The following is a 26,937-nucleotide window of genomic DNA, read 5'->3' as shown; positions in this document are numbered from 1 at the left end:
CGTAACATGGCTGTTCTCGTCGACAAGAACACGAAGGTGATCTGCCAGGGCTTCACCGGAGCCCAGGGCACCTTCCACTCCGAGCAGGCGATCGCCTACGGCACCAAGATGGTCGGCGGCGTCACGCCCGGTAAGGGCGGCGCCAAGCACCTCGACCTGCCGATCTTCGACACCGTCGCCGAGGCGGTCGAGAAGACGGGCGCCAACGCCTCCGTGATCTACGTGCCGCCGCCGTTTGCGGCCGACGCGATCCTGGAAGCGATCGACGCCGAGATCCCGCTGGTGGTCTGCATCACCGAAGGCATCCCGGTGCTGGACATGGTCCGCGTCAAGCGCGCGCTCAGCGGTTCCGCCACCCGCCTGATCGGCCCGAACTGCCCCGGCATCATCACGCCGGACGAGTGCAAGATCGGCATCATGCCGGGCCACATCCACAAGCGCGGCAAGATCGGCATCGTGTCGCGCTCCGGCACGCTGACCTATGAGGCGGTGGCGCAGACCACGGCGGCCGGTCTCGGCCAGACCACCTGCATCGGCATCGGCGGCGACCCGGTCAACGGCACCAACTTCGTCGACAGCCTGGAGCTGTTCGTGAAGGACCCGGAGACCGAGGGCATCATCATGATCGGCGAGATCGGCGGCGACGCCGAAGTCCGCGGCGCCGAGTTCATCAAGGCCTCGGGCACCAAGAAGCCGGTCGTCGGCTTCATCGCCGGCCGCACGGCTCCTCCGGGCCCGATGGTGGCTTCGTCGCCGCCTGGGCCGGACCGGACGGATCCGGATACGGCATCCAGACCCGCGAGTTCAGTGCCACCGGCATTGAGCCTTCCCATTACACCACCCTCACCGGAACCCCCGGCAACGATTCGCTGACCGGAACGTCAAATCCAAATCGCATCTATGGTCTGGATGGCAACGACAGCTTGATCGGTGGCAATCTGGATGACCTTCTGTTTGGCGGGAATGGAAACGATACAATCGATGGCCTCGGCGGCTCCGACTATATCCTCGGCGGCGCTGGCGATGATCGGCTGACCGGCAATACCGGAAACGACACGCTGGATGGCGGCACCGGAAACGACACAATGTTCGGTGGCGTCGGCGACGACCTCTATTTCATAGACAGCGCACGCGACGTCATCCGGGAGTTGCTCAATGAAGGCCTGGACGAGGTGCGGACCACCTTAGGCAGCTACTCTCTCGGCGCCAATCTGGAGCGATTGGTCTTCACCGGTTCCGGCAGCTTTGCCGGCACCGGCAATGCGCTGGACAACCTGATTGTCGGCGGTGCGGGAAACGACACGCTGACCGGTGGCGATGGAGCCGACACGTTGATCGGTGGCGACGGTGACGACCGCTTCTACTTCGACGCGGCCGATGTCCTGCTGCGAGGCGGTGCCGGCTTCGACACCGCCGTCGTCCAGGGTGGTGCTGGCGTAAGCCTTGATCTGGCAGTATGCAGCATCGAGCAGGCCTACGGCGGCGCCGGTAACGACAACATGATCGGGGTGGGCGCCCTCGTCGGTCTGGCGATCAACGGACGAGACGGCGACGACCGCATCGTTGGCAGCGCTTTCAACGATACGCTGACCGGCGGCAACGGCAGCGACACCCTAATCGCCGGAGATGGCGATGACGTCCTCTATATTGACGCTGCCGACGGATTGGTGAGCGGCGGCGACGGCTTCGATACCGTCTATGTCCAGGGTACCGGTAATCTCACCTTCGACCTTACCGCCAGTGGTGTCGAGCGGGTTTTCAGCGGCAGTGGCAACGATACCTTGACCGGCACCAACGCTGCCACGCCGGTCGAGATCAACGGCGGCGACGGGAGTGACCTGCTGATCGGCGGCAGCTTCGACGACACGCTGCGAGGCGATGCCGGCGACGACACACTGTACGGCGGCGACGGCAACGACGTTTTGGTTGGCGGCGGTGGCAGCAATGTCCTGTTTGGCGGAGCCGGGGATGACCGTCTCTATGTCGACACCGCCACCGCCCTGCTGGATGGAGGCGACGGTGTCGACACGGTGTATGCGCGCTACGCCGGTGGCGTCACGCTCGACCTTTCGGCGTCGATTGAGCATTTCAGCGGCAGCATCGGGAACGACAGCGCGACCGCGGCCAATGCTGTTTCTGCGGTGGAATTGCTCGGTGGGGATGGCAACGACTGGCTGACCGGCGGCATGTACGCCGACACCCTGCAAGGGGGTAATGGCGATGATCGGCTGGATGGCGGCGACGGCAAAGACACGCTGTCCGGTGGCAACGGGAACGATACGCTGATAGGCGGCCTCGGTGACGACTCTCTGGTTGGCGGAGCCGGAGCGGACCTATTCGTCTTCGCCACTGGAAGCGGCAATGACATGCTGCGGGATTTCAACGTCTCCCAAGGCGATTTGATAGGCTTGACCGAAGGCCAGGCCTATACAGTGAACGCCAACGCCACTGGCGACGCCATTATCACGTTCGACACGTTCAACACCATCACCCTCAAGGGAATCCGAGCAACCGATGTATCGGATTCCTGGTTCGTCACTCTATGAAGCAACGCCCCGGGAAGGCAGCATCCTCACCGGGGCGTCCTCATGCCGACGGTCACGACCGGTGACCGTCGGCATGCATCGCTCTCAGTCCCGCTTGATCAGTCACGCTTGACCGTATCGCTGTTCAGCGCCGCCTAAGCCGCCGCACGGGCGATCAGCACGCGGTAGGGCGGGCGGGAGACGTAGGTCAGTCAGCCCGATCTTCTCGCGGAAGGAGATCAAGGCCGGGTCGCCACCATGCTCGCCGCAGATGCCGAGGCGCGGGCACAGGTTGCCGCCGGCCAGACGACTCCTCTGCGCGACGTCGCCGACTGGCTCAATGGCTGGGGCACGGCAGAGGAGCGTCCTGCGCCGCCATTGCTGATCTGATCGCGATCCGCAGCTATATCGGTCCTTTCAATCCCGTAGAGCGTACGGTGCTTCGTCTCAGAAGCGCTACGGAAAGCCTCGTGAATTCCTCGGCCATAGCCGTGGCCGTCTTCGCCGAGACGGTGCACGCGAGCTGGTAGCGATCCATCCCTATTTCATCAAATCAACCTTACATTAGGAGAATCTATAATCCTTCAGCAATCCACTCAATTTCCCATCCAGATTCTTCAAAAAACTGTTTTAGGTCAGTGCTATTCTCAACCCAACTATCAAAACATTGACTCATACTCTGATCTTCATCATCTAAGATTAGAAATCCCCCTGTGCTTTTGAAATCGTCAATTATTTTGATATAACGCCCGACACCCTCTCCTTTTACGATCCGTCCAACTTGGTCTATGCGAATATCAAGCATTTCAACCTCTTGATCGACAAAGGCAACATGAATATTCGTGGCGGGTTTTGTCATGCTTGGTGCGAATGTCTCCAAATAACCTTGTAGTACGCTAGGGATTGCGCTCCCGTTATAGTGCCATGTCTATGACGTGACACAATCCGGCATCACTACTCTGGGTATCTGGCTTGGGGGACGAAGCGCCGCTGACATCGTCCAGCGTAGCTGGGGCAAGCGACAAGCCAACCCGTTTTTCCGCGCGCCCTTACCGCCGGCCGCTCTCCATGATAGGACTATAAGCCTCAACCGCCCGAGGAGTGTCCTGCATGCATCGCCACTGGTGCCACGCCCCCTTGCGCCCATTCTCCCGCGCACCTGCCCCACCGGATGGAACAGTGAACAGCCCCCGGAAAACCGTTCCAAACTGTTCCAAACGTTCCATCCCACCGCCGCCGCCCCTGCCGGACGCCCCACATGAAACAGTGAACAGTCCCCCGAAACCTGTTCCACACTGTTCCACCCGCCCAACACCGCCCCGATACGAAACGGCCCCCTTCCCTTGCGGGAAGAGGGCCGAAGTCGTTTCAGCTACCCGGTTCGGCTCAGTCGCGCTTGACCGTGTCGCTGTTCAGCGCCGCCTGCGCCGCCGCCAGACGGGCGATCGGCACGCGGTAGGGCGAGCAGGAGACGTAGGTCAGACCGACCTTCTCGCAGAAGGAGATCGAGGCCGGGTCGCCGCCATGCTCGCCGCAGATGCCGAGCTTGATGTCCGGACGGACCTTGCGGCCGCGCTCGGTGGCGATCTCCACCAGTTCGCCGACGCCGGTGACGTCCAGCGACTGGAACGGGTCCTGCTCCAGGATGCCCTGGCGCTGGTACTCCGGCAGGAAGCTGCCGGCGTCGTCGCGCGACAGGCCCAGCGTGGTCTGGGTCAGGTCGTTGGTGCCGTAGCTGAAGAACTCGGCCGATTCGGCGATCTCGCCGGCCTTCAGGGCCGCGCGCGGGATCTCGATCATCGTGCCGGTCAGATACTCCACCGTCACGCCGGTCTCGGCCTTCACCTGCTCCGCGGCGCGATCGATCACCGCCTTGAGGATGTCGAACTCCTTGCGGGTGATGATCAGCGGGATCATCACTTCGGGAATGACGGCCTCGCCGGTGGTCTTGGCAACCTCGGCGGCGGCGGCGAAGATGGCGCGGGCCTGCATCTCGTAGATCTCGGGGTACGAGATGCCCAGACGGCAGCCGCGATGGCCCAGCATCGGGTTCGCTTCATGCAGCTGGATGGTGCGGTGGCGCACCCGCAGCGGGTCGGTGCCGGTGGCCTCGGCGACCTCGGCCATGTCCTCTTCGGTGTTCGGCAGGAACTCGTGCAGCGGCGGGTCGAGCAGGCGGATCGTCACCGGCAGGCCGGCCATGATCGTGAACAGCTCGACGAAGTCCTTCTTCTGGAAGGGCTCCAGCTTGGCGAGCGCCTTGCGGCGGCCGGCCTCGTCCTCCGCCAGGATCATCTCGCGGACGGCCAGGATGCGCTCCGGGTCGAAGAACATGTGCTCGGTGCGCGACAGGCCGATGCCCTCGGCGCCGAACTTCCGCGCGGTGCGGGCGTCCAGCGGGGTCTCGGCGTTGGCGCGGACCTTCATCCGGCGGATCTTGTCGGCCCAGCCCATCAGGGTGGCGAAGTCGCCCGACAGCTCCGGCTGGATCGTCGGCACCTCGCCCAGCATCACCTCGCCGGTGGAGCCGTCGATGGTCAGGATGTCGCCTTCCTTCACCGCGACGCCACGGACCGACATCTGCTTGGTCTTGTAGTCGATGCGCAGGTCGCCGGCGCCCGACACGCAGGCACGGCCCATGCCGCGGGCCACCACCGCCGCGTGGCTGGTCATGCCGCCGCGGCTGGTCAGGATGCCGCGGGCGGCGTGCATGCCGTGGATGTCCTCAGGCGAGGTCTCGATGCGGCAGAGGATCACCGACTCGCCCTTGCCGGCCATCTGCTCGGCCTCGTCGGCGGTGAAGACCACCTTGCCCGACGCCGCACCGGGGGAAGCCGGCAGGCCCTTGGCGATGATCTTGCGGTCGGCCTTGGGGTCCAGCGTCGGGTGCAGCAGCTGGTCGAGCGAGGCCGGATCGATGCGGCGGACCGCCTCGTTCCGGTCGATGACGCCCTCGCTCGCCAGATCCACCGCGATCTTCAGCGCCGCAGGCGCCGTGCGCTTGCCGTTGCGGGTCTGCAGCATGAACAGCTTGTTCTGCTGGACGGTGAACTCGATGTCCTGCATGTCGCGGTAGTGCTTTTCCAGCTTGAGGCGGACCTCGTTCAGCTGGTTGAACACCTCCGGCATCACCTCCTCCATGGCGGGGAGGTCGGACTTGTTGGCGATCTTGCCGGCGATGGTCAGGTGCTGCGGCGTGCGGATGCCGGCGACGACGTCCTCACCCTGGGCGTTGACCAGATACTCGCCGTAGAAGGCGTTCTCGCCGGTCGACGGGTTGCGGGTGAAGGCCACGCCGGTGGCGCAGTCGTTGCCCATGTTGCCGAAGACCATGCACTGCACGTTGACCGCGGTGCCCCAGGCGGCCGGGATGTCGTGCAGCTTGCGGTAGGTGATGGCGCGGGCGTTCATCCACGAATCGAAGACGGCGCCGATGGCGCCCCACAGCTGCTCCTGCACGTCCTGCGGGAAGGGCCGGCCCAGCTCGCGCTCGACAGCCTTCTTGTAGTCCTCGATGACCGCCTGCCAATCCTCGGCCGACAGGTCGGTGTCGAGGTTGTAGGACTTGTCGCGCTTGTGGTTGTCGAGGATGTCCTCGAAATGGTGATGCTCAACGTCGAGCACGACGTTGGAGTACATCTGGATGAAGCGGCGGTAGCTGTCGTAGGCGAAGCGGCCGTCGCCCGACCGCTTGGCAAGGCCGGCGGCGGTCGCGTCGTTCAGGCCCAGGTTGAGGACGGTGTCCATCATTCCCGGCATCGACGCGCGGGCGCCGGACCGGACCGACACCAGCAGCGGGTTGGCGGGATCGCCGAACTTGGCGTCCATCGCCGTTTCCAGCCGCGTGATGGCGGCGTTCACCTGCGCCGTCAGCTCCGGCGGATAGGAGCGTCCGTTGGCGTAGAAATAGGTGCACAGCTCGGTGGTGATCGTGAAGCCCGGCGGAACGGGCAGGCCAAGATTGGCCATTTCGGCCAGATTGGCGCCCTTGCCGCCCAGCAGGTTCTTCATCTCGGCCCGTCCTTCGGTGGCACCGGCCCCGAAGCTGTAGACCCACTTGGATTCACCCTGGCTCGCCATTGCGGATTTCCTCTCGCCCCATGGTCGTCCGGCATGCGGGTGCTCCCCTTGTCTCCAACGACCGTTCCACCCTGCGGAAATCCGCCGGGCGAAACCCCGTGGTCAGTTTGCTTGACCGCACATGCCGCTGAGTGGACCTTCTATCGCCCCAAACGTTGGGACACAAGACAGTCGCGTGGTCTAGAACAGGATGACCTGCGCTTCGCCGGCAAAGGAGCGTTGCGGCTATATCGTATTGCCCAGATCCTTGCCCGCATCCCCATTACTCCGGCGGATCCGCATAATACCGATTCGAACGGTGAATTGCTCCGGAAGTACCCCGTTAATCCAAAGAAAAACGGGACCATTTCCCCTGCAAATGTTTCAGATGCTGAAGCAAGCGTCGGCCGGACATTCGACCAAGTGCTTGCCCTCCCCTGCCAGCCAGTTCACGAGCGCCGCCGACGGCATCGGCCGGGCGAACAGATAACCCTGGCCGATGGCGCAGCCTTCCGCCTCAAGCATGCGGTGCTGGGCCTCACGCTCCACCCCCTCCGCGACGACGGTCAGGCCCAGCGCCTCGCCGATCTGGATGATGGCGCGGACCAGCGGCCGGTTGGCGGCGTCGATGTCCAGCTCCTTGACGAAGCTGCGGTCGATCTTCAGTTCGGCGACCGGGAAACGCTTCAGATAGCTCAGGGACGAATAGCCGGTGCCGAAATCGTCGATGGACAGGGTGACGCCCAGCGCATGCAGGGCATCCAGCGCGTCATGGACGCCGATCTCCTCCGTCATCATCAGCCGTTCGGTGATCTCCAGCGTCAGATCGTTGGCCGGGATGCCGTTGGTGGCCAGCACGGCGCGGACCTGATCCGGCAGGTCGCCGCGGGCGAAGCGGACGGCGGAGACGTTCACCGCCAGCCCGGGCACCGGCACCCCCGCCGCGCGCCAGCGGCCGAGCTGCGCCACCGACGTCTGCAACACCCAGCTGTCCAGCCGGTCGATCAGCCCGCACTCCTCGGCCAGCGGCACGAACTCCACCGGCGACACCGCTCCCCAGCGCGGGTGGGTCCAGCGGATCAGCGCCTCCACCCGGTGCAGGCAGTTCGGCTTCAACCGCAACTGGGGCTGGTAATAAAGCTCGAACGGTGCCTCGTCCTGCGGACAGCCCGCCTCCTGCCGGTCCAGCGCCTCGCGCAGCGCCGCCTCCATCTCCAGCCGGCGCACCGCCTGTTCGTTCATGTCGCGGCGGAAGAAGTGGCAGCGGTTGCGGCCCGCCTGCTTGGCCCGGTACATCGCCGCGTCGGCCTGCCGCAGCAGCGTGTCGAAATCCATGCCGTCGTCGGGATGCACGGCGATGCCGATGCTGGCGGTCGGGGTCAGCGTCAGATCGGCCACCGTCACCGGCAGCGCCAGGGCGGCGAGCACCCGCTCGGCCAGCAGCGAGGCGTGTGCCGCGTCACAGCCCGGCAGCAGCGCCACGAACTCGTCGCCGCCCAGCCGGGCCAGCGTGTCGCCCTCGATGAACAGCGGCTTCAGCCGGGTCGCCACCTCCACCAGCAGACGGTCGCCGACCGCATGCCCCAGCGAGTCGTTGATGGTCTTGAAACGGTCGATGTCCAGGAACATCAGCGTCACCGGCTGCCGGGTGCGCCCGGCCAGCGCCAGCGCCGCGGTGGCGCGGTCGGCCAGAAGCTGGCGGTTGGGCAGCCCGGTCAGCGTGTCGAAGTAGGCCAGCCGGTTGATCTCCGCCCGCGCCCGGTCATGTTCGATGGCGAGCGCGCACAGATGCACGCAGGCTTCCACCAGCCGGCGATGAAAAGCGGCAACGGGGCGCGGATGGTGGTAATAGAGCGCGAAGCTGCCCAGCATGCGGGCGTCCCGCCCCTTGATCGGGTTGGACCAGCAGGCTGCCAGCCCATGGGCCAGCGCGAGGTCGCGACGCTTGGCCCAGCGCGGATCGCCGGCGATATCGACGGACATCACCGCCTCACCCGCGCTCATCGCGCTGCCGCAGCAGCCGACGTCCGGCTCGATGGGAAGCCCGTCGATGTGGGCAGTGTAGCCGGCGGGCAGCGACGGGGCGGCGGCAACCCGCATGTGGTTCTCGTCATCCCGCAGCATCACCGAACAGGCGACATCCGGCGCGCAGGCCTCCACCTGCCGACAGAGGAAATCCAGGACCTGCTTCAGCGACCGGCCGGTCGCCACCAGTTCCAGAACATTCTGCTGCAGGCGGGCCACTGCCTCCGCCCGCTCACGTTCGTCGAAGTTGCGCATCTCGCACAGAAGCAGCTCATCGTCCCCGTCGGTCAGATGCTGCCAAAACAGATCGACCGGGACCGGATCATGGCGGAGGATCCGCAAGGCGCCGGCACCGGGCGGCGGAGGATCCTCCCGCGCACCGTCCCACACCGCTTGCCAGTCACATCCGCCGAGATCGAGCAGGCTGGGCAGCGTGCGGCCGACCAGCGTCTCCAGAGGGAGGCCGGCCAGCCGGGCAAAGCCGGGGTTGGCACCGACGATGGTGCCGTCGGCCGATGTCCAGACCAAGGCAGCGTTCCATTGCGTGGCGGTTGCCCGCAACAGGCGATCGGACGGCAGACGGTCGTCCAGCGCGGTTGCGGCCGAATCCATGACCCCTGATCCCTCCGGACATGCTTCAGGAACGCCGCATCGGCGCCCCTGGGAGAGTCAGCTAACATGAACACACGCGGCACGGTCAAGGCTCGTCACACGTCGGCCAACTTGTTGCAACCACACAAGAACGGTTCTAATCCGCCATCGCTGAAACCGTTCGCGCACAACAAAAAGGGAGGAAGCGGTTTCCCACTCCCTCCCCATCGTCATTGGCCTTCGGATGGCGCCCCCGGCGGGAGCGCCGTCCTTGGGATCAGCTGCAGCCGGTGGTCGACCCGCAGCTGTCGCACTTCAGGCAGGTGCCGTTGCGGACCAGGGTCATGTTGCCGCACTCGCCGCAGGGATCGCCTTCATAGCCACGGGCGCGGGCCTCGCGGATGCGGTCGAAGCGCTGGTCGCTGGTGCTGCCGCCATAGGCCGTGCCGGTGGCCGCGGTGGCGGCGACATGGCCCTGCACAGTGGCGGCGGCAACCGCCGGGCTGGCCGACATGGCCGCCTGGGCGGACGCCTGGGTTCCGGCCGAGGCGGTGACGCTGACCGCCGCCGTGTCGGTGCCGGTGGCGGCGAAGGCCGCCGCGGCGCTAGCGCGCTGGGTCTGGCCGCCATGCAGGACGCGCAGGTTGTTGCGGACATAGCCGGTCGACGCAATGCGGCGGACGATGTCGGACGGCTGCACCTGGGTGTCCGGCAGGTCGCCCTGCTTGTCGCCGCTGCCGACCGTCGACGGCACCAGATCCTCCGGCGTGGCGTGCGCCAGATCGGTGCGGTTCAGGTAGGAGATGGCGATCTCGCGGAAGATGTAGTCGATGATCGACGTCGCCATCTTGATGGTGTCGTTGCCGGTCACCATGCCCGACGGCTCGAAGCGCGTGAAGGTGAAGGCCTCCACGAACTCTTCGAGCGGCACGCCGTACTGCAGGCCGATCGACACCGCGATGGCGAAGTTGTTCATCAGCGACCGGAAGGCGGCGCCTTCCTTGTGCATGTCGATGAAGATCTCGCCCAGGCGGCCGTCCTCATACTCGCCGGTGCGCAGATACACCTTGTGGCCGCCGACATTGGCCTTCTGGGTGTAGCCCTTGCGGCGGTGCGGCAGACGCTCGCGCGAGCTGCTCTTCCGCTCCACCACCCGCTCGATCACCTTCTCGACGATGCGCTCGGTGACCATCTGGGCGCGAACGGCGGCCGGCGCCTCGATCATCGCCTCGACCGCCTCGCCATCCTCCTCGTCGTCGAGCAGGGCGGCCTGCAGCGGCTGGCTCAGCTTGGAGCCGTCGCGGTAGAGCGCGTTCGCCTTCAGGCCCAGGCGCCAGGACATCAGGTAGGCGTCCTTGCACTCGTCGACCGTCGCCGTGTTCGGCATGTTGATGGTCTTGGAGATGGCGCCGGAGATGAAGGGCTGCGCCGCCGCCATCATCGTGATGTGCGATTCCCAGGACAGGAAGCGCTTGCCGATGCGGCCGCAGGGGTTGGCGCAGTCGAACACCGACAGATGCTCGTCCTTCAGGAAGGGCGCACCCTCCAGGGTCATGGCGCCGCAGCAGAAGGTGTTGGCCAGCTCGATCTGCGCCTTGGTGAAGCCGATGTGGCTCAGCAGGTCGAAGCCCGGGGCGTCCAGCGTTTCGGCCGGGATGCCCAGCGTCTGGGTGCAGAAATCGGCGCCGATGGTCCAGCGGTTGAAGACGAACTTGATGTCGAAGGCGGTGGCGAGGTTGCCCTCCAGCCGCTCCAGCAGCTCGGCGGTGAAGCCCTTGGCCTTCAGCGCCTCGTGGTTCACACCCGGGGCGTTCTTCAGCGTGCCGTGGCCGACGGCGTAGAGCGCGATCTCTTCGATCTGGTCCGGGGTGTAGCCGAGCGTCTTCAGCGCCTCCGGCACCAGACGGTTGACGATTTTGAAGTAGCCGCCGCCGGCCAGCTTCTTGAACTTCACCAGAGCGAAGTCGGGCTCGATGCCGGTGGTGTCGCAGTCCATCACCAGACCGATGGTGCCGGTCGGGGCGACCACGGTGGCCTGGGCGTTGCGATAGCCGTGGGCCTCGCCCAGTTCCAGCGCCTCGTCCCACACACGGACGGCGGCGAGCGCCAGCTCCTGGTCGGGGCAGAGGTCGGCGACGAAGGGCACCGGCTCGACCGCCAGCCCCTCATAGCCGTTCATCTCGCCGTTGGCGGCGCGGCGATGGTTGCGGATGACCCGCAGCATGTGGTCACGATTGGCCTCGAAGCCCGGGAAGGTGCCCAGCTCCTGCGCCATCTCGGCCGAGGTGGCATAGGCGACGCCGGTCATGACGGCGGAGATGCCGGCACAGTAGGCGCGGCCCTCGTCCGAGTCGTAGGACAGGCCGGACGCCATCAGCAGGCCGCCGAGGTTGGCGAAGCCGAGGCCCAGCGTGCGGAACTCGTAGGAGAGCTGGGCGATTTCCTTCGACGGGAACTGCGCCATCAGCACGGAGATTTCCAGCACGATGGTCCACAGCCGGCAGGCATGCTCGAATGCCTCGACGTCGAAGGAACCGTCCTTCAGACGGAACGACATCAGGTTCAGCGACGCCAGATTGCAGGCGGTGTCGTCGAGGAACATGTATTCCGAGCACGGGTTCGAGGCGTTGATGCGCCCCGAGGCCGGGCAGGTGTGCCACTCGTTGATGGTGCTGTCGAACTGCACGCCCGGATCGGCGCAGGCCCAGGCGGCGTAGCCGACCTTGTCCCACAGGTCGCGAGCGCGGACGGTCTTCACCACCTTGCCGTTGGTGCGGCCGATCAGGTTCCAGTCGGCGTCGTCCAGCACCGCCTGCACGAACTCGTTGGAGATGCGCACGGAGTTGTTGGAGTTCTGGCCGGAGACCGTCAGGTAGGCTTCCGAATCCCAGTCGGTGTTATAGGTCTTGAACTCGATGGAGGTGAAGCCCTGACCGGCGAACTGGATCACGCGCTGGATGTAGTTCTCCGACACCTGATCCTTGCGGGCGGCGAGGATCGCCTTCTTGAGCTCCTTGTTCTCCTTCGGGTCCAGGCCCGACTGGGCGGCGGCCATCACCGAGGTCAGGTGCTTCTGGCAGATCCTGGAGCCGGTCACGAGCGCCGCGACCTTCTGCTCCTCGTTCACCTTCCAGTCGATGTAGCCTTCGATGTCCGGGTGGTCCATGTCCACCGTGACCATCTTGGCCGCACGGCGGGTGGTGCCGCCCGACTTGATGGCGCCGGCCGCGCGGTCGCCGATCTTCAGGAAGCTCATCAGGCCCGACGACTTGCCGCCGCCGGCCAGCTTCTCGCCCTCGCCGCGCAGGCGGGAGAAGTTGGAGCCGGTGCCCGAGCCGTACTTGAACAGGCGGGCCTCACGCACCCACAGGTCCATGATGCCGCCCTCGTTCACCAGATCGTCGGCGACGGACTGGATGAAGCAGGCGTGCGGCTGCGGATGCTCGTAGGCCGAGGCGGACGAGGTCAGCAGGCCGGTCTTGAAATCGACGTAGAAGTGGCCCTGGCTCGGACCGTCGATGCCATAGGCCCAATGCAGGCCGGTGTTGAACCACTGCGGGCTGTTCGGGGCCGCCATCTGGGCGGCCAGCATGAAGCGCATCTCGTCGAAGAAGGTGTGCGCGTCGGCCTCGGTGTCGAAATAGCCGCCCTTCCAACCCCAATAGGTCCAGGTGCCGGCCAGACGGTCGAAGACTTGGCGGGCCGAATGCTCGCCGACGAAACGCTTTTCCTTCGGCAGGGCGGCGAGCTTCTCCTGGTCCGCTTCCTTGCGCCACAGCCAGGACGGGACGGTGTTCTCTTCCACGGCGCGGAGCGCTGCGGGGACACCGGCCTTGCGGAAATACTTCTGGGCCAGGATGTCGCTGGCGACCTGCGAGAAGTTGTCCGGCACCTCGATGCCGGTCTGCTGGAAGACGATCGTCCCATCCGGGTTGCGGATCTCGCTGGTCGCCTGGCGGAAACCGAGGCTGGCGTAGGCGTCCTGGCCTTCGTGCGTGAAACGACGCTCAATCCGCATGATGAGACTGTCCCTTGCTTGGAGCCCGCCGCGGCGCGCTCAAATGGAAATATGGTGCGACCCGTCCTGTCGAAGCGGCCGGCGGTCTTCATCCGCCGTCCGGCCCGGCAACGCAGATGGCGCCGTACAAACAGGGGGCTCGATGCCCGTCTGTCCGCCGTCGCCGCTGTGCTGCCGACCGGGGCCGCCGCTGGAGGCCGGCCGGGTCACGTGAGCGGCATCCTAGCCAGCGCGACCGGGGCAAGCAAGCCCCACTCTGCTAGATATTGTGGTTGACATCACCGAACCCCTCAAAACCTTGATCTTGTGGTGTTCAACCCGTCGCCGGGGATCCTGTTCCCGCCTGCCAAGCAATTTTTTCGGGGGCGGTGGCGGACCGCATCGCGGTCGTGAGGCACAAACTGTAGGCACTCAAATCACCGCCGATGCTGGATCGGACGGCGCCACGCCCCGATTAGAGCGCAAAACACAGCCGATCACCAGCGCTTCGTTGCAGTAAAAATCAACATCTTGTTGCCTGTGCCTCATTGCACACACCACCGATTCGCTGCGCCTCCACTCGTGGCAAATTGGCGGAATCCAAGGGGCGACTCGAAAAAGCGGGCCCGAGGAGCCCCCGAGTCGCCGCCGGTCGGCCTGGGGATCGACACGGAAGAGGGGTAAGGACGGCCTCCCCGCAACTATTTCATGGGTCTCCGGTTAAGACCGGTGGAGCCCAGATGGATCCCGCGCGATCCCATAGAACCTTGGGGGAGGAGAAGCGCCCATGCTGAAGATCACCCACAAGATGTGGTTGGCATTGCCGGCACTGACACTGCTTGTCGGCATGGCGACTCCGCAGGGCGCGGCTGCCCAGAGCGTCATCATCAACGGCTCGACTCCGGCCGTTGGTGCGGCGGTGGAACGCAAGACTGGCCCCAGCGTCGACCAGTTGATGGACCGCAGCGTCCTCGGTGCCGACGGGTCGAAGATCGGCACCGTCACCGACGTGATCCTCAACGACAAGGGCGAGGCCCAATACATCGTCATCCATTCCGGCGGCATTCTGGGCTTCGGCGGCAAGGACATCGCGGCTGATCTTACGCTGGCCGACCTGCGCACCGGCACCGAGGCGATCCATCTGCGCGAGGTGACGGCCGCCAGCGTCCGCGACATGCCCGAATTCCGCTACGACGACAGCATCACATCGCTGACCCGCAGCCCGGAACCGCGACGGCATTAGCAAAATGAAGCAACGAAAAAGGCCGCGCCCCAAACGGGACGCGGCCTTTCTCTTACCCTACCGGGAGATAGCTAAGCCCCCTCCCCGACGTTGCCGCCGAAGAGAATGGCATCGGGCGATCACTCGTCGTTCTGCTGCTTGCGCTTCAGAGCGGCACCCAGGATGTCGCCCAGCGAGGCGCCCGAGTCGGACGAACCGAACTCGGCCATCGCCTGCTTCTCTTCCTCCATCTCGCGGGCCTTGATGGACAGCGAAATGCGGCGGGAAGCGCGGTCGATCTGGGTGACCTTGGCATCGACCTTCTCGCCGACGGCGAAACGGTCCGGGCGCTGTTCCGAACGGTCGCGGGACAGGTCCGACTTGCGGATGAAGCCGGTGTAGCCCTCGCCGACGGTCACTTCGATGCCGCCGTCCGTCACCTGCGTCACAGTGCAGGTCACGACTTCGTTCTTCTTCAGGCCGGCAGTGGCCGACTCGAACGGGTCGCTGGCCAGCTGCTTGATGCCGAGGCTGATGCGCTCCTTCTCGACGTCGACGTCGAGAACCTTGACCTTGACGCGGTCGCCCTTCTTGTACTCGGCGATCGCCTCTTCACCCGACTTGTTCCAGTCGAGATCGGACATGTGGACCATGCCGTCGATGTCGCCCGGGAGGCCGACGAACAGACCGAACTCGGTGATGTTCTTGACTTCGCCTTCCAGCTCGGTGCCGGGACCGAACTTGTCGGTGAAGGTCTCCCACGGGTTGTCCAGGCACTGCTTCAGGCCGAGGCTGATGCGGCGCTTCTGCGGATCGACGTCCAGGACCATGACCTCGACTTCCTGCGAAGTCGACACGATCTTGCCCGGATGGACGTTCTTCTTGGTCCAGGACATTTCCGAAACGTGGACCAGGCCCTCGATCCCCGGCTCCAGCTCCACGAAGGCGCCGTAGTCGGTGATGTTGGTGACGCGGCCCTTGAACTTAGCGCCGACCGGATACTTGGCCTCGACGCCTTCCCACGGGTCGGCTTCGAGCTGCTTCATGCCCAGGCTGATGCGCTGGGTTTCCGGGTTGAAGCGGATGACCTGGACCGTGACGGTCTGGCCGATCTGCAGGGCTTCCGACGGATGGTTGATGCGGCGCCACGCGATGTCGGTGACGTGCAGCAGGCCATCGACGCCGCCCAGGTCGACGAACGCACCGTAGTCGGTGATGTTCTTGACGACGCCCTGGAGGATCTGGCCTTCCTTGAGGTTGGCCACCAGCTCCGAACGGGCCTCCGCACGGCTCTCTTCGAGCACGGCGCGACGCGACACGACGATGTTGCCGCGCGAGCGGTCCATCTTCAGGATCTGGAACGGCTGCGGGGTGCCCAGCAGCGGGGAGATGTCGCGGACCGGACGGATGTCGACCTGGCTGCCCGGCAGGAAGGCAACGGCGCCCGACAGGTCGACCGTGAAGCCACCCTTGACGCGGCCGAAGATGACGCCGGTGACGCGGGTCTGGTCGTTGAACGACTTCTCCAGCAGGGCCCAGGCTTCTTCGCGCTTCGCCTTCTCACGGCTCAGCATCGCCTCGCCGTTCTTGTCCTCCATCCGCTCGAGGTAGACCTCGACGGTGTCGCCCGCCTTCAGCTCGGGCGGCTGGCCGGCAACGGCGAATTCCTTCAGCGCGACGCGGCCTTCCGACTTCAGACCGACGTCGATGGTGACCATGTCGTTCTCGACGGCGACGACGCGTCCCTTGACGACCGTACCTTCGAGCGACTCGGCCGCGCCCAGCGACTCTTCAAGCAGAGACGCGAAGCTTTCCTTTTCGACCGTGCGGGCCAGTGACTGTGCCATTGAAACTCCTAAAGGTGGCGCGAAAGCAGCCCCGTTCCGGTCCCGCCCGCGGCAAAACGGGTGGGACCTCGACCGAACCGCCGCGCCGGGCACCACGCCCGGCGACTTGGTTGATGGTTTTCCTTGGAGGGAGTCGGACCCGTTCGCGCCGCCACCGGCGGCCCGTCAACGGAAGTCGGAAGCGGCGGCGTTACGCCGTGGGCTTCAGACCGGTTTTCGAACCGATGTGGGCGACCGCCATCGAGAACACCTGATCGGCATCGAGAGCGGACGTATCAAGCACAAAAGCGTCGGCAGCCGGACGGAGCGGGGCCACCGCTCTCTGGCTGTCGCGCGCATCACGAGTCTTCATGTCCTCCAGGACATCGGAGGATATAGCCGGAATCCCCCGTCTCTGCAACTCCTTGAGTCGCCGTTCGGCCCGGACCTCCACCGAAGCGGTAATGAACAGTTTGGCCTGGGCATCGGGGCAGACCACCGTGCCGATGTCGCGCCCGTCCAGAACCGCCCCCGGCGCGCCGCCCGGCGGGTGGGTCGCGAAGCGCCGCTGGAAATCGAGCAGCGCCGCCCGCACCTCCGGCACCGCCGCCACCTTGCTGGCCGCCTGCGCCGCCTCGTCGGTGCGCAGGGCCACCTCCCGCAGGATCGGGTGTTCGGGGTGCAGGTCATAGGCCGCATGCGCCGCCGCCGCATTGTCGGCCGGATCGCCGCCGGCCCGCAGCACCGAAACGCCGACCGCGCGGTACAGCACGCCGGTGTCGAGGTGGGCGAAGCCGAAGGCATCGGCGATGCGCTGCGACAGGGTGCCCTTGCCGCTGGCGGCCGGTCCGTCGATGGCGACGACCACGGTCCTGGCCGGAGCGCCCTGGTTGGAAAGCGGCTGCGTCATGGCCTTACGCCTCCACGATCGCGGCGCCGAGCCCGTTCATCAGCCCGACGAAATCGGGGAAGCTGGTGTCGATGAAGGCGCCGTCGTCGACCGACACCGGCTGTTCGGTCGCCATGCCCAGAACCAGGAAGCTCATGGCGATGCGGTGGTCCATGGCGGTGAGGACGGTGGCGCCGCCCTTCGGCGGCTTGCCGGTGCCATGGACCGTCAGGCTGTCATCGGCGCCGACCTCGACCGACACGCCGCAACGGGTCAGCCCTTCCGCCACCATGGCAAGGCGGTCGCTTTCCTTCACCCGCAGTTCCTTCAGCCCCAGCATCACCGTGGTGCCCTCGGCACAGGCGGCGGCAGCGGCCAGGACCGGGTATTCGTCGATCATGCTCGGCGCGCGATCCGCCGGCACCACGATGCCCTTCAAGGCGCTGTGCCTCACCCGGAGGTCGGCCACCGGCTCGCCCGCCTGATCGCGGCGGTTCTCGAAGGCGATGTCGGCGCCCATCTCCACCAGCGTGTCATAGAGGCCGGTGCGGCGCGGGTTCATGCCGACGTCGTTCAGCAGCAGTTCGGAGCCCGGCCGCAGCAGGGCGGCGACCGCCGGGAAGGCGGCGCTGCTGGGATCGGCCGGCACATGGATGGTTCGGCCGGTCAGCTCCGGCTGGCCGGTGACGGTGACGGCCAGCGCGCCGTCCTCCAGCCGCTCGGTGGTCACGGTGGCGCCGAAATGGCGCAGCATCAGTTCGGTGTGGTCGCGGGTCGGCTCCGCCTCGATCACCGTGGTGGCGCCGGCGGTGTTGAGGCCGGCCAGCAGGATCGCCGACTTGACCTGGGCGGAGGCCACCGGCAGGCGGTAGGTGATCGGAACCAGCTCGCCGCTGCCGACCACGGTCAGCGGCAGACGTCCGCCGGAGCGGCCGACGAAGCGGGCGCCCATCTCCTCCAGCGGCTTGGTGACGCGGGCCATCGGCCGCTTGTTCAGCGAGGCGTCGCCGGTGAAGACGCAGGTGATCGGATGGCCGGCGACCAGCCCCATCAGCAGGCGGGCGGCAGTGCCGCTGTTGCCCATGTCGAGAACCTGCGCCGGTTCCTGCAACGCGCCCAGCCCGACGCCGCGCACGCGCCAGACGCCGCCTCCCTGGCCGTCGTCGCTCCGCTCCGCCTCGGCCCCCAGCAGACGCATGGCAGCCGCGGTGTGCAGCACATCCTCGCCTTCCAGCAGGCCGTGGATCACCGTCTCGCCCACGGCGATGGCGCCCAGCATCAGCGACCGGTGCGAGATCGACTTGTCGCCGGGCACGCGGATGCTGCCCCGGATCGCGCCGGTGGTGGTGGAGCGCAGCGGCCTTGCGTGCGTCATGGGACGGGTCCTTCGGATCGGAACGGGAAGCGGTTGTGGCCGCCGTTCCTATCACAGCCCCCGCCCCGATGCGAGAGGGGCCAAATCGCTGCCCGCATGAGCGTCCCGGCCGCCCGCCCGGCAGCCTCCGCCTTGCGCAAATGAAAAGAGGCCGCCCGAAAGCGGCCCCGAGTTCAAGGAGGAAACCAAATGGAGGAGTTGCACGGTGTGCAGGTCCGTTGTAGCGAGTTATGGTTAACGCTGTGTAAAGGCAACTCCTGCCCGGGCGGGATACCACTTTCCCGCCGGTGCTGCGACGCCACGGCGGCAGGCTCGTCTCATCTTTTTTTTGACAAGCGCCGCAGGGCGTGGCAAAGGGCGCCTCTTGAGAACCCCCCTGATTTTTGTGACGGAGGACGTGGCGTGGCCAAACCCGAATGGGGCGTCAAGCGCATCTGCCCGAGCTGTGGCGCTCGTTACTATGACATGCGCAAGGACCCGCCGGTCTGCCCGAGCTGTGGCGCGCAGTTCGATCCCGAGGCTCTGCTGAAGTCCCGCAAGGCCCGTCCGGCCCCGGTCGACGACACCAAGAAGGTGGCTGTCGTGGCCGAGGACGAGGAAGAGGTCGAGACCGAGGCCGAGACTCCGGAGCTGGAGGATGCCGAGGACGAAATGTCGGTCGACGACATCGAGGAAGCCGACGACACCGCCGAGGACGAGGACGATGTCCTGATCGAGGACACGTCCGAACTCGGCGAGGACGACATGGACGAGGTCGTCGACGTCGAAGGCGAGGACGAGGAGGAGCGCTGACCGGCGCCCTTCCCGGTGACTGCTTTCCGGTGAGGACGGGACGGCCGGCGGGGTGGTGAAAAAAGCGCGAAAGGACGAATTTTCCGCTTGCATCACTCCGCTGCCTGACTATTATCCCGCTCCACCAAGGCCGGACGGAAACGACCGGCCCCCAGAGTTAAGGGGCCATAGCTCAGCTGGGAGAGCGCTACAATGGCATTGTAGAGGTCATCGGTTCGATCCCGATTGGCTCCACCAAATCGATCAAGGGCCCGGCGAGCAATCGCGGGCCCTTGGTTCGTTTGCACCGGGCAACGCATAAAACGCCGGTTCGGTGCATGGTTGCGGAACTCCATCCGGCCGCCTGGAAATGCCGCCGCGCGGCGGATGGCGCGACGGCATCTCCAGCTGCCGGGACCAGCTACTTCAACCAGCGATCGAACACCGCCTGGTACTGACCGGTGGCGACGGTCTGGTGCAGCCACTGGTCGACCCACAGCTTCAGGACGATGTCGCGCGGCAGCAGGAAGGCCTTCTCCGAGAAATCGAAGGGTTGGTCCGGATGGACGGCGCACAGTTCCGGATGCAGCTTCTGCTGTAGCCGCGTCTCCACCGCGTCGGTGATCATCAGGTCGGCCTTGCCGGCGACGATCTGGTCGAAGATGGTGACGTTGTCCGGATGCACCTCGATCTGGGCCGTGCGGATGTTGGCGCGGGCGAACTTCTCGTTGGTGCCGCCAGGGTTGACGATCAGACGGACGCCGGGCTTGTCGATGTCGGCGACGGTCTGGAAGCGGTCCTTGTTCTCGCAGCGGGTGATCGGCGTCTTGCCGTCGCGCATCAGTGGATCGGTGAACAGCGCCTTCTTCTGCCGCTCCAGCGTGACGGAGACGCCGCCGACGGCGATGTCGTACTTGTCCGCCAACAGGTCGGGCAGCAGGTTGCTCCAACTGGTCTTCACGAACTCCACCTTCACGCCCAGCGCCTTGCCCATCGCTTCGGCGAGGTCGATGTCCATGCCCTCGAACTTCTGGGTCTGCGGGTTCAGGTAGGTGAAGGGCTTGTAGTCGCCGGTGGTGCCGACGCGCAGCGTACCGGCCGACAGAACGGCATCCAGGCGCGAGCTTTCGGCCGGCTGTGACGTGGCCGATGCCGACGGAGCGGTTTGCGCCAGCGCACCGGCGGACGACAGGGCGGTGACGGCACAGACCAGCACCGCGCCGACGGCTGCGGCAAGGCTCCGGCCGCTGCGGCGCAGGGTATGGACAGGCATGAAGATCCTCCCGATGCTTTGTTTGCCGACCGGATGGTACGGCGCAGGGAGGATTGTGGCGAGGGGCTGCGGTCCGGACGGGCAGAGTTCAGATATGCAGCCGCCGAAGAGGTGCGGCAGCCCCAAAAGCAGCCCCGAAACGGCGAAGGCCGCGAACCCGTTCCGGTTCGCGGCCTTCAGAATGGTGGGCGGTACTGGGATTGAACCAGTGACCCCTACGATGTCAACGTAGTGCTCTCCCGCTGAGCTAACCGCCCACTGTAGCGACCGGTGGAGAAACGCTTGGCGTCGTTCCGTCCGGCGTGGGCGGGTGTATACCGACCTCCTTGCCGACACGCAAGCCCTTTCGTACCACCCATCCGCTTTTTTATCCGCCGGCGGCAGGACGGCCAGCCCCATCACAGAGGATTCCGTGACAGAGGTTCCGTGACACCGGGGCCGGCGTCCATTACATCATTCGATCATGGACGCCTCCTTCGACGCGCAACGCGGCGCTGGTGCCGGTGCCGACCCGGCCGCCAACGCTCCGCTGCCCAACGCCCCGGCCTTCGAAATTCTGGCCCCGCAGAGCCAGAGGCTGCCGCTCGTGCTGGCGTCGCCGCACAGCGGCAACGCGTATTCCGCAGAGTTCCTCGCTTCGTCCCGCCTGGATGCCCGGGCGCTGCGCAAGTCGGAGGACTGCTTCGTCGACGAGATCTTCGCCTTCGCCCCAGGCTTCGGCGTGCCACTGATCCGCGCCCTGTTCCCGCGCGCCTATCTGGACGTCAACCGCGAGGCCTACGAGTTGGACCCGGAGATGTTCGCCGATCCGCTGCCGGCCTATGTCAACACCCGCTCCCCCCGGGTGGCGGCGGGGCTGGGCACCATCGCCCGCGTGGTCGCCAACGGCGAGGACATCTACAAGGGCAAGCTGCGCTTCGCCGAGGCGCTGGACCGCGTCAGCCGCTGCTACACCCCCTACCACAACGCGCTGCGCCAACTGGTGGACGGTACCCGCGACGCCTTCGGCCATGCCCTGCTGATCGACTGCCATTCCATGCCGTCGGGCAGCGTCACCACCGCTGGACGGGGAGGCGGGCGCGGCGGCACCCACCCCGACATCGTGCTGGGCGACTGTTTCGGCAACGCCTGCGCCCCAGCGGTGATCGACGCGGCGGAGGATTACCTGCGTGGGCTGGGCTATGCGGTCAGCCGCAACAACCCCTATGCCGGCGGCTACACCACCCGCCATTACGGCCGGCCGCGCCAGGGCATCCACACGCTTCAGATCGAAATCGCCCGCGACCTCTACATGGACGAGGCGGCGCTGACCCGCCTGCCCTATCTGGGCACCTTGGCCCGCCACATGACCGAACTAGTCGACACGCTGGGCCTGCTCCCGCCCGACGGGCTGGGTCCGCGCTGACCCCGACTCTCTGCCCAACGGTCCATCGGGCCAAAAAAAGGGCCGCGGGCGGACCCGCGGCCTTTAGTCTAGGGAGGAAACGCCCAAGAAGTGCGTTACGCCAACGTCCACGCCGAGGCGCGACCGTTGCCGCACTGCACAATATGAGCGCGTGGCTCCTCGCCTTCAAGCCCAAAAAGAATTTCTCATTCATTACATCGTGTTAATCGAGACAGGAGATACCGCGAACCGGATAGGGTCCAGTCGGATTTGCTGCATCGCAGCATGACCTTTCGTGAAATAGTCTGCCCTAAAGGACAAGGGGCGCCGCACCTTCGGACCGCTATCGTGAGCGTGACGGCGGGGGTTCGGAACCAAGGCCGCCCTTTGTCGTTTCGCAGTGGTCCAATACCGGGTGTCCGCCACGGCGGCGCTGAAGGTGCGGACTGCGGAACGCCCTGCCGGCGGCCAATAAGGAGAAGAAGATCGTGAGCAGGCTCGTCGTCGTATCCAACCGGGTCGCCCTTATGGAAGAGGGCAAGCAGGCCGCAGGCGGTCTCGCCGTCGCCATCCTGGCAGCCTTGAAGAAGACCGGGGGCATCTGGTTCGGATGGAGCGGAACGGTCGTCGACGGCGAGTCCCAGGCGGAGCCGACCAAGACGGAGGCCGGCAAGCTGACCTACGCCACGCTGGATCTGGGCCGCCGCGATCATGAGGAATATTACAACGGTTTCGCCAACCAGACCTTATGGCCGCTGTTCCACTACCGCCTGGGCCTGATCTCGGTCAACCGACGCACGCGCGAGGGCTATTCCAGGGTCAACGCCTATTTCGCCGACAAGCTGGAGCCGCTGCTGCGCCCGGACGACATGGTCTGGGTACACGACTATCACCTGATCCCCTTCGGCGACGAGTTGCGCCGCCGCGGCTGTTCGCAGCGCATGGGCTTCTTCCTGCACACGCCCTTCCCGCCGCCGGAGCTGCTGACCGCCCTGCCCAACCACCGCGACCTGATCCGCGAGCTGTGCGCCTATGATCTGGTCGGCTTCCACACCGCCACCGACCTGCGCGGCTTCTGCGACTACATCCGCACCGAGACCGACGGCACGGTGGAACAACGCGGCGCCTACGGCACGGCGATGATCCGCGCCTTCGGCCGCACCCTGATGGCGAAGGTGTTCCCCATCAGCATCGACACCCCGGCGCTGGAAAGCCTGGCCCGCACCGCCGGCCGCTCGCGCCAGGCCGAACGGCTGCGCGAAAGCCTGGTGGGACGCCGGTTGATCATCGGCGTCGACCGGCTCGACTATTCCAAGGGCCTGCCGCAGCGCTTCGCCGCCTTCGAACAACTCCTGGAAAGCTACCCGGAGCATTGCAACCGCGTCTCCTTCCTCCAGGTCGCCCCGCCGAGCCGGGAGGATGTGCCGGAATACATCGCCATCCGCCGCGAGTTGTCGGAAATGGCCGGCCGCATCAACGGCCGCTTCGCCGAGTTCGACTGGCAACCGATCCGCTACCTGAACCGCAGCTTCGGCCAGCGCGTGCTGGCCGGTTTCTACCGGCTGGCCAATGTCGGGCTGGTGACGCCGCTGCGCGACGGCATGAACCTCGTCGCCAAGGAGTATGTCGCCTGCCAGGACGCCGACAATCCGGGCGTGCTGGTGCTGTCCCAGTTCGCCGGTGCCGCCCACGAGATGGGCGAGGCGCTGATCGTCAACCCGTTCGACATCGAGGGCGTCGGCGACGCGTTGCAGCGGGCGCTGACCATGCCGCTGGGCGAGCGAAAGGAACGCCATGCCGCCCTGATGCAGACGCTGCGGCGGCAGGACATCAACTGGTGGCGCGAAAGCTATGTAGACGCATTGACGCGGGCACCGTATGACTTTCCGGTCACCTGAGCATCCGCTCGGCCCACCAACAGCGCAGATCCGGATCCATGGCCGCCGATCTCTCCCCCGCCATTCCCGGCACCGCCGGTAACGCCGCCCCCATTCTGGTTGCCGACATCGGCGGCACCAATGCCCGCTTCGGCCTGATCGACGGCCGCATCGTCCGCGACACCCGCGTGCTGCGCTGTGCCGATTACGCCTCGATCGAGGATGCGGCCACCGCCTATCTGACGGCGGTCGGGCTGGCGGCGGTCGGCACCCCCGGCCGGCCGCGGCGCGGCGCCTTCGCGGTGGCCGGGCCGGTCACCGGCGACCGCATCGCCATGACCAATCTGGTCTGGCAGTTCTCCGTCAACCGGGTGCGGGACGCGCTGGGGCTGGACGGGCTGGTCGTCATCAACGACTTCACCGCTGTCGCCCTGTCGGTGCCGCGTCTGGCCGAGGAGGACCGCCGCCAGATCGGCGAAGGCGCGCCACAGGCCGGCGCCGTCGTCGGCGTGCTGGGGCCGGGCAGCGGGCTGGGCGTGTCCGGTCTGGTGCCGGGCGCCAACAACCGCTGGACCGCCCTGTCGGGTGAGGGCGGCCATGTCACCATGGCGCCGATCAGCGACCGCGAGAGCGCCGTGCTCGGCCAGTTGCGCAAGGGCTTCGAGCATGTCTCGGCCGAGCGGGTGCTGTCCGGCCCCGGCCTCGTCAACCTCTACGGCGCGCTGTCGATCCTGGACGGGCGGGAGCCGGCCACCCTCACGCCTGCGCAGGTGGCCGACAACGCCCTGAACGGCAGCGAGGCCCATTGCGTCGAGGCGGTGGAGATGTTCTGCGCCATGCTGGGCACCGTCGCCGGCAACCTCGCTTTGACGCTGGGGGCGCGCGGCGGCATCTACATCGCCGGCGGCATCGTGCCGAAGCTGGGCACGCTGTTCACCCACTCCCGCTTCCGCAAGCGCTTCATGGAAAAGGGGCGGATGCGCGACTTCCTGGCGCCGATCCCCACCTACGTCATCACCCACGAACTGCCCGCCTTCCTGGGCCTCGCCGAGGCCGCCGGGACGGAATAAGGCCCAAGGGCGGGAAAATCATGGGAAACCGCCGATGGGGTGCGACCGATTGCGCACTCCGTCGGCGGCTTCCCCCTCCTGCGCGACTTGTCGCTTGAACCGTGGCGGCGGCCCCCACATGGTTGTTCCATCCTTTTTCGGATTCGCATCGGAACATCATGGCCGCCGACCTTCGTGTCCGTTTCCTGCACCCGTCGGGCGCCATCGGCCCCGGCAAGATCGCCCTGCTGGAGGCCATCGACCGCACCGGCTCGATCTCGGCCGCAGCGCGGTCGCTCGACATGACCTTCCGCCGCGCCTGGTTCCTGGTGGAGACGATGAACACCGCCTTCCGCGAGCCGGTGATCCGCACCAGCGTCGGCGGACGCGAGGGCGGTGGCGCCGGCCTGACCCCGCTGGGCCAGGAAATGGTCGCCCGCTACCGCCAGACCCAGGAAGAGGCGCGCAAGGTCGCCGAACCGCATCTGCGCTGGCTGGACGAGGTGCTGAAGGAGGACACGGGCGGGCTACAGGCCACCGGCCCCGACACCAACACCGATGGCACGACCTAGGCCACCGGCTCCCGATTCGGGCGACCGTCGGCGGAAAGAGCCGTGGCTTTATGGCGCGACACGATTTTCGCTAAAAAGAATCGTGCAGACCAATCTAGAAAATATCGAACCCGAAGCAGACTTCGAAAAAGCAGAATAATGGAAAAGTCCGTCAATATCTCATATCTTCCGCGGCTTGACCATCTCCGTGCATTTGCCGCCCTTATCGTCCTATACTACCACTCATTTCAGCTGCTTCCACAATCGGCAGGCGGAAACCTGATCGAAGGCTGGGTGCACACGAAAAATCCATTGCTGGCAATGGTGGTGGAAGGACACAGCGGCGTCGCCCTGTTCATGGTTCTGTCCGGCTTCATCTTCACATGGGGAGCAAACGGCCGCGAAGTCGCTTACCTCGGCTTCCTGCGGAACCGCCTGCTACGAATATATCCCCTTTATGCCTGGCTTCTCCTGGTCGGCATCGCCATGACCCCGGATGCCGTCGATCCTGCCAGAATTCTTGAGATGGCGGTTCCATTCCTGAACGCCGGGAACAAGGCGACCTACGGGGTGGCGACCAGCCTGTTCTGGACGGTCGCCGTCGAGTTCCAGTTCTATCTGATCTTCCCATTCCTGCTGTCGATCCTGAACCGGCAGGGATGCCGCCAGTTGGCGTTGATGATCCTGTGCGCATTCGTCTATCGGCTCATCGCCGATCAGTTCGGCGCGAACTCCCGCGCGATCGCTTACTGGACCATCGTCGGACGCATCGACCAGTTCCTGATCGGCATGATCGCGGCCGTGGCGTTGCGCCGCTGGAGCGGTACCCCGCAGGGCGCCTTGTGGCTCGGCCGGGCCTTCCTGCCCGCGATCCTGTCGATGCTGACCCTGATCACGGTTTTCCATCGGGCCGGGGGCTATCCGGTGATCGCCACCTGGAAGACCGTCTGGCCGACTGTCGAGGCCGCCGGCTGGGCGTTTGTCATCATAACCTATCTGTCCGTCCGCATGCCCGGTTCCGCCGCCTTGTCGCGGATGGCGGCCTATATCGGATCGATCTCCTATTCCATCTATCTGACCAACTTCATCGTCATAACCCAGATCGGAAGATACGGGGACGTCCTTCAACTGGTGCCGAATCCGCACATCAATGCGCTGCTGACCTGCACGGTCGTGGTCCTGCCGGCGTCGATCGCCCTCTCCACGCTGACCTATTTCGCCATCGAACAACCGTTCATGAAGATGCGGCGGAAATACATGGTCGAACCGCAACAGCCATTGCGGATGGCCGCCTGATTCCGCCATTCGCCCGACCGGCCGATTTGGCGGCGCGCCGTCCGTTTTTCTTCCATGCGCGGGGTGCAGCCCAGGGCGACCGGAAGCCCGATGGTACGGCACGGCAAGGCGCCGTACATATGGCCCTGTTGCCGCTCGGCTCCAGCGTGACCGAACGGCAACAACCGTTTTCCCCATCCTCCTCCGGCATCCGGACGGGCCGCAGCCGCGGCGCCGCACCGCCGTGC

At 65.9% G+C, this 26,937-nt stretch carries 17 protein-coding genes, 2 tRNA genes and 2 pseudogenes; 12 read left to right on the top strand and 9 right to left on the bottom strand.

The features are described 5' to 3' along the window. Positions 1–6: 6 nt before the first annotated feature. The 4 genes and pseudogenes from sucD to CRT60_RS37575 form a co-directional block, all read left to right on the top strand. Positions 7–735 (top strand): annotated as a pseudogene (sucD, locus tag CRT60_RS23235) (succinate--CoA ligase subunit alpha); the annotation flags it as partial. A gap of 53 nt (positions 736–788) precedes the next feature. Next, positions 789–902 (top strand): annotated as a pseudogene (locus CRT60_RS37815) (hypothetical protein); the annotation flags it as partial. 21 nt (positions 903–923) lie between these two features. Then, positions 924–2,546, top strand: a complete 1,623-nt coding sequence (locus CRT60_RS23230; protein WP_098738949.1) for a calcium-binding protein — start codon at positions 924–926, stop codon at positions 2,544–2,546. A 237-nt stretch (positions 2,547–2,783) separates the two neighbouring features. After that, positions 2,784–2,915: a hypothetical protein gene (locus CRT60_RS37575; protein WP_280177242.1), complete on the top strand. Its 132-nt coding sequence runs from the start codon at positions 2,784–2,786 to the stop codon at positions 2,913–2,915. Between the two features lie 184 nt (positions 2,916–3,099). On the opposite strand, the gene CRT60_RS35820 is transcribed toward CRT60_RS37575, so the two are convergent. The 4 genes from CRT60_RS35820 to CRT60_RS23215 all read right to left on the bottom strand — a co-directional run bounded on the left by CRT60_RS35820 (position 3,100) and on the right by CRT60_RS23215 (position 13,218). Next, positions 3,100–3,384, bottom strand: a complete 285-nt coding sequence (locus tag CRT60_RS35820; protein ID WP_143273366.1) for a hypothetical protein — start codon at positions 3,382–3,384, stop codon at positions 3,100–3,102. A gap of 527 nt (positions 3,385–3,911) precedes the next feature. After that, positions 3,912–6,605 carry a pyruvate, phosphate dikinase gene (ppdK, locus tag CRT60_RS23225; protein WP_098738948.1) on the bottom strand — a complete coding sequence of 898 codons (2,694 nt, stop codon included), beginning with the start codon at positions 6,603–6,605 and terminating at the stop codon, positions 3,912–3,914. 363 nt (positions 6,606–6,968) lie between these two features. Further along, the gene (locus CRT60_RS23220) at positions 6,969–9,221 is read right to left on the bottom strand and encodes a putative bifunctional diguanylate cyclase/phosphodiesterase (RefSeq protein ID WP_098738947.1); all 2,253 of its coding nucleotides are present in this window, start codon (positions 9,219–9,221) and stop codon (positions 6,969–6,971) included. A gap of 256 nt (positions 9,222–9,477) precedes the next feature. Then, positions 9,478–13,218 (bottom strand): vitamin B12-dependent ribonucleotide reductase, encoded by a 3,741-nt coding sequence (locus CRT60_RS23215; protein WP_098738946.1) that lies wholly within the window; start codon positions 13,216–13,218, stop codon positions 9,478–9,480. Between the two features lie 766 nt (positions 13,219–13,984). On the opposite strand from CRT60_RS23215, the gene CRT60_RS23210 reads away from it, so the two are divergent. Further along, positions 13,985–14,440: a PRC-barrel domain-containing protein gene (locus tag CRT60_RS23210; RefSeq protein ID WP_098738945.1), complete on the top strand. Its 456-nt coding sequence runs from the start codon at positions 13,985–13,987 to the stop codon at positions 14,438–14,440. A 119-nt stretch (positions 14,441–14,559) separates the two neighbouring features. Here CRT60_RS23210 and rpsA read toward each other — a convergent pair whose 3' ends face one another. The 3 genes from rpsA to aroA form a co-directional block, all read right to left on the bottom strand. Beyond that, entirely contained in the window at positions 14,560–16,266 is a 1,707-nt protein-coding gene (gene rpsA / locus CRT60_RS23205) for a 30S ribosomal protein S1 (RefSeq protein ID WP_042694362.1), read from the bottom strand. A 190-nt stretch (positions 16,267–16,456) separates the two neighbouring features. Beyond that, on the bottom strand, positions 16,457–17,113 hold the full coding sequence (gene cmk / locus CRT60_RS23200; protein ID WP_161958155.1) for a (d)CMP kinase: 657 nt from the start codon (positions 17,111–17,113) through the stop codon (positions 16,457–16,459). Positions 17,114–17,159: 46 nt separating this feature from the next. Next, positions 17,160–18,509: a 3-phosphoshikimate 1-carboxyvinyltransferase gene (aroA, locus tag CRT60_RS23195; RefSeq protein ID WP_098738943.1), complete on the bottom strand. Its 1,350-nt coding sequence runs from the start codon at positions 18,507–18,509 to the stop codon at positions 17,160–17,162. Between the two features lie 402 nt (positions 18,510–18,911). Here aroA and CRT60_RS23190 point away from each other — a divergent pair, with 402 nt between their 5' ends. Beyond that, positions 18,912–19,301: a TIGR02300 family protein gene (locus CRT60_RS23190; protein ID WP_098738942.1), complete on the top strand. Its 390-nt coding sequence runs from the start codon at positions 18,912–18,914 to the stop codon at positions 19,299–19,301. 161 nt (positions 19,302–19,462) lie between these two features. Next, positions 19,463–19,538 (top strand) — tRNA-Ala (locus tag CRT60_RS23185). A gap of 163 nt (positions 19,539–19,701) precedes the next feature. Here CRT60_RS23185 and CRT60_RS23180 read toward each other — a convergent pair. Together CRT60_RS23180 and CRT60_RS23175 are read right to left on the bottom strand one after the other, a co-directional pair. Next, positions 19,702–20,553, bottom strand: coding sequence for a transporter substrate-binding domain-containing protein (locus CRT60_RS23180; protein ID WP_098738941.1), 852 nt, complete (start codon positions 20,551–20,553; stop codon positions 19,702–19,704). 182 nt (positions 20,554–20,735) lie between these two features. After that, a tRNA-Val gene (locus tag CRT60_RS23175) sits at positions 20,736–20,810 on the bottom strand. Positions 20,811–21,016: 206 nt separating this feature from the next. Here CRT60_RS23175 and CRT60_RS23170 point away from each other — a divergent pair. From CRT60_RS23170 to CRT60_RS23150, 5 genes are all read left to right on the top strand, one after another. Continuing rightward, positions 21,017–21,958: an N-formylglutamate amidohydrolase gene (locus CRT60_RS23170; RefSeq protein ID WP_098738940.1), complete on the top strand. Its 942-nt coding sequence runs from the start codon at positions 21,017–21,019 to the stop codon at positions 21,956–21,958. A gap of 467 nt (positions 21,959–22,425) precedes the next feature. Then, positions 22,426–23,835, top strand: coding sequence for an alpha,alpha-trehalose-phosphate synthase (UDP-forming) (gene otsA, locus CRT60_RS23165; RefSeq protein WP_098738939.1), 1,410 nt, complete (start codon positions 22,426–22,428; stop codon positions 23,833–23,835). Between the two features lie 38 nt (positions 23,836–23,873). Further along, positions 23,874–24,884, top strand: a complete 1,011-nt coding sequence (locus CRT60_RS23160) for a glucokinase (RefSeq protein WP_098738938.1) — start codon at positions 23,874–23,876, stop codon at positions 24,882–24,884. A gap of 158 nt (positions 24,885–25,042) precedes the next feature. Beyond that, complete coding sequence (locus tag CRT60_RS23155; RefSeq protein ID WP_098738937.1) at positions 25,043–25,435, top strand: winged helix-turn-helix domain-containing protein; 393 nt, start codon at positions 25,043–25,045, stop codon at positions 25,433–25,435. A 138-nt stretch (positions 25,436–25,573) separates the two neighbouring features. Continuing rightward, entirely contained in the window at positions 25,574–26,710 is a 1,137-nt protein-coding gene (locus tag CRT60_RS23150) for an acyltransferase family protein (protein WP_098738936.1), read from the top strand. Positions 26,711–26,937: the final 227 nt, after the last annotated feature.

Origin of the sequence: Azospirillum palustre (assembly GCF_002573965.1) — a bacterium.
GTDB classification, from domain to species: Bacteria; Pseudomonadota; Alphaproteobacteria; order Azospirillales; family Azospirillaceae; genus Azospirillum; species Azospirillum palustre.
The sequence above is the reverse complement of the archived record's forward strand: the minus strand, read 5'-3'. Positions and strand labels throughout refer to the sequence as shown.

Coding starts and splice junctions, on each gene's coding strand:
- CRT60_RS37575 (WP_280177242.1), top strand. CDS start 2,784: ATGCTCGCCGCAGATGCCGAGGCGCGGGCACAGGTTGCCGCCGGCCAG.
- CRT60_RS35820 (WP_143273366.1), bottom strand. CDS start 3,384: ATGACAAAACCCGCCACGAATATTCATGTTGCCTTTGTCGATCAAGAG.
- ppdK (WP_098738948.1), bottom strand. CDS start 6,605: ATGGCGAGCCAGGGTGAATCCAAGTGGGTCTACAGCTTCGGGGCCGGT.
- CRT60_RS23220 (WP_098738947.1), bottom strand. CDS start 9,221: ATGGATTCGGCCGCAACCGCGCTGGACGACCGTCTGCCGTCCGATCGC.
- CRT60_RS23215 (WP_098738946.1), bottom strand. CDS start 13,218: ATGCGGATTGAGCGTCGTTTCACGCACGAAGGCCAGGACGCCTACGCC.
- CRT60_RS23210 (WP_098738945.1), top strand. CDS start 13,985: ATGCTGAAGATCACCCACAAGATGTGGTTGGCATTGCCGGCACTGACA.
- rpsA (WP_042694362.1), bottom strand. CDS start 16,266: ATGGCACAGTCACTGGCCCGCACGGTCGAAAAGGAAAGCTTCGCGTCT.
- aroA (WP_098738943.1), bottom strand. CDS start 18,509: ATGACGCACGCAAGGCCGCTGCGCTCCACCACCACCGGCGCGATCCGG.
- CRT60_RS23180 (WP_098738941.1), bottom strand. CDS start 20,553: ATGCCTGTCCATACCCTGCGCCGCAGCGGCCGGAGCCTTGCCGCAGCC.
- CRT60_RS23170 (WP_098738940.1), top strand. CDS start 21,017: ATGGACGCCTCCTTCGACGCGCAACGCGGCGCTGGTGCCGGTGCCGAC.
- CRT60_RS23160 (WP_098738938.1), top strand. CDS start 23,874: ATGGCCGCCGATCTCTCCCCCGCCATTCCCGGCACCGCCGGTAACGCC.
- CRT60_RS23155 (WP_098738937.1), top strand. CDS start 25,043: ATGGCCGCCGACCTTCGTGTCCGTTTCCTGCACCCGTCGGGCGCCATC.
- CRT60_RS23150 (WP_098738936.1), top strand. CDS start 25,574: ATGGAAAAGTCCGTCAATATCTCATATCTTCCGCGGCTTGACCATCTC.